At 65.4% G+C, this 3,004-nt stretch carries 4 protein-coding genes; 3 read left to right on the top strand and 1 reads right to left on the bottom strand.

Going from position 1 to position 3,004, the window contains the following annotated elements:
* The 3 genes from JOZ79_RS12515 to glmU form a co-directional block, all read left to right on the top strand.
* Positions 1-438, top strand: a 438-nt coding sequence (locus tag JOZ79_RS12515; RefSeq protein ID WP_294074690.1) for a biopolymer transporter ExbD, incomplete at its 5' end; no start/stop codon positions are given.
* Positions 439-466: 28 nt separating this feature from the next.
* Positions 467-901, top strand: coding sequence for a biopolymer transporter ExbD (locus tag JOZ79_RS12510; protein WP_294074687.1), 435 nt, complete (start codon positions 467-469; stop codon positions 899-901).
* A 140-nt stretch (positions 902-1,041) separates the two neighbouring features.
* Complete coding sequence (gene glmU / locus JOZ79_RS12505) at positions 1,042-2,397, top strand: bifunctional UDP-N-acetylglucosamine diphosphorylase/glucosamine-1-phosphate N-acetyltransferase GlmU (protein ID WP_294074685.1); 1,356 nt, start codon at positions 1,042-1,044, stop codon at positions 2,395-2,397.
* 20 nt (positions 2,398-2,417) lie between these two features.
* On the opposite strand, the gene JOZ79_RS12500 is transcribed toward glmU, so the two are convergent.
* Positions 2,418-3,004, bottom strand: a 587-nt coding sequence (locus JOZ79_RS12500; protein WP_294074682.1) for a hypothetical protein, incomplete at its 5' end; no start/stop codon positions are given.

Here is a 3,004-nt window from a genome sequence, read left to right as displayed (position 1 = left end):
TCCGACATCAACACCACGCCGCTCGTCGACGTGATGCTTGTGCTGCTGATCATCTTCCTGATCACCGTCCCGGTGGTCATCCAGACGATCCCGGTCAAGCTCCCTAAGGTGCGCTACGAGGTCACCCAGACCAAGCCCGAGAACGTGGCGCTGACGGTCCGCAACGGCCCCGGCGGCACCTGCGAGGTCTACTGGAACATGACCAAGATGAGCCAGAAGGACTTGTTGAAGCGCGCCGTCCAGAAGCTGGAAGACCAGATCAAGGCGGTTGGCGGCACGGCGAACATCACCGAAGACAATATGCCCGAGGCGCACATCCGGGGTGACGTCAACACTCAGTACAAGTGCATCGGCGCTGCCGTCATCACCATGCAGGAGGCCGGCTTCCAGCGGGTCGGGTTCATCTCGCAGCCCGGGCCGAACGGACAGGGCTCCTAATGTCATTCGCTAGTCAGGAACTCTAACCATGGCGATGCAAACAACCGGCGACAACCGCGAAGGTGAGCCGATGATGGACATCAACACGACGCCGCTGATCGACGTCATGCTGGTGCTCCTGATCATGTTGATCGTGACGATCCCGCCGCAGACCCACGCGGTGAAGCTGGACCTGCCGGTCAACCAGAACAACAATCCGCCGCCGCCGATCCAGCCGAACAAGAACAAGGTCATCGTCACGGCTGCGGGACAGGTCCTGTGGAACGGCCAGGCGGTGAACCTCACTCAGCTCCGGCAATATCTCGACGTCACGCAGCAGATGAACCCGATCCCGGAGCTTCACCTGCAGCCGGAAGCGACGGCTCGTTACGAGCTGGTCGACGAAGTGCTCGCGGTGACCAAGAGGGCCCATGTCCAGAAGATGGGCTTCGTCGGCAACGAATATTATATGAACATCTTCTAGGCTTCGACGCCGAGAGGTTTTCGAGGGCGGTTCCCCTATGGGAGCCGCCCTTTCTTTTGGGCGGTGTTCTCGGCCGTCAGGCATGCTCTCCGCCGAGCCCGGCTGGCGCTTGTCCGACCAGCATGCCATTGCTCGCCGAAATGACCGACCGTCCCCGCTTCGCCGCCGTAATCCTCGCCGCTGGACAGGGCACGCGCATGCGGTCCGACACGCATAAGGTGCTGCATCCGGTCGCCTGCCGTCCGCTCCTCCTGCACCTGCTCGACAGCGTCGCCGCGCTGGGCGCCGAACGGCAGGTGGTGGTGGTCGGCAAGGGCCGCGAGCAGGTGGAGGGCGCACTTGCCGGCCGCGATGTCACCTTCGTCCACCAGGCCGAGCAAAAGGGAACCGGCCACGCGGTCCAGCAGGCCGAGGCGGCGCTCGAGGGCTATGACGGCGCGGTCCTCGTGCTCTACGGTGACACGCCGTTCGTTGCGCCGGGGACCCTCCGGCTCATGCTCGACCGTCTCGACGCGCCCGATGCACCCGGCGTCGTCGTCCTCGCGTCAAGTCCTGCCGACCCGCAAAGCTATGGCCGCATCATTCGCGGCGATGGCGACCAAATCGCCAAGATGGTCGAGTACAAGGACGCCAGCGACGAGGAACGCGCCGTCCGCCTGTGCAACTCGGGCATGATGGCGGTGCGCGCGGCCGACCTCTTCCGGTGGCTCGGCGAGGTCGGCAACGAAAATGCTGCAGCCGAATATTACCTGCCCGATATCGTCACCGTCGCCGCGCGAGAGGGGCGTCAGGCCGTTGTCATCGAGGGTGACGAGTTCGAGACCGCGGGCATCAATAGCCGCGCCGAACTCGCCCAGCTCGAGCGTGACTGGCAGCGCCGACGCCGCCGGCAGGCACTCGCCGAGGGGACGACGCTGATCGACCCGGACACTGTCTGGTTCGCGTTCGACACGAGGCTCGGCCGGGACGTGACGATTGAGCCGCATGTCGTTTTCGGTCCAGGGGTGTCGATCGCCGACGGGGCGACCATCCACGCCTTCAGCCACATCGAGGGCGCGACGATCGGCGGCGGGGCAAGCGTCGGCCCCTTCGCCCGCCTCCGCCCCGGCGCTCGGCTTGGCGCGGGTACTCGGGTCGGAAACTTCGTCGAGATCAAGAAGGCCGACCTCGGCGAGGGCGCCAAGGTCAACCACCTCTCCTACATCGGGGATGCGGAGGTGGGGGCGCGCGCGAACATCGGCGCGGGCACGATCACCTGCAACTACGATGGCTTTGGCAAGTATCGGACGCTGATCGGGGAGGGCGCCTTCATCGGCTCGAATACCGCCCTCGTCGCCCCGGTGACGATCGGCGACGACGCCATCGTCGGCGCCGGTTCGGTAATCACCCGCGACGTCGAACGCGACAGCCTCGCCATCGAGCGCAGCGAGCAAAAAGGCATCTCAGGCTGGGCAAAACGCTTCCGCGAACGAATGAAGCGCAAGGCGACGGAGTAGTCCCGAGGACTGGCCGACAGCTACCGAAATCCGCCCACTCTCACCGTGTCCGGGATTGGCAGGATGCGCGCGCGGATGGTCCGTTGCCATTCGACGAGAACGGACTTGCTCGCCGGGTCGTAGCCGCTGACCGTGAACGCCAACCCCGGAGCCTCAACCGAATAGACGTCGCCATCGAGCTTCCTGGCTCGAAGCCAGCGATCGAAGCGTTGCCCTCGGCCCGCCGCGTCGCGCACCTCGAATGTCTGAAAGAGGCGCGTGTGTCCCTGCTCGACGATCTGGAATTCGAAGGAATCAGGTCCGCCGCGATAGACAAAGCGCACCGCGTCGCCTTCGCTTACGAGCGCGGCCGGCGCAATCGCGTACGGCGTCGCCTGGATCGGCTGTGGCTCGCGCTCCGCCGCCGAGCCGGCATTCACGAGGACGCTATGGTCGGCCAGACCGTCGCCGTCGCGATCGATGATGCAGAATTGGCCGTCGGTGAGCGAGCGTGCCAGCGCACCCCCGAGGAGGTTGCCGAGCAGGAACCCGCCCCTGACGTTCGGATCGGCAAGCCTTGGGACGCAGAAGGCCCTGGCGCCCGCGAAGGCGGGATTGGAGAACTGGA

The sequence above is a fragment of the Sphingomonas sp. genome, from assembly GCF_019242355.1.
Lineage (GTDB): Bacteria > Pseudomonadota > Alphaproteobacteria > Sphingomonadales > Sphingomonadaceae > Sphingomicrobium.
This window is presented reverse-complemented; position numbering and strand designations above follow the sequence as displayed.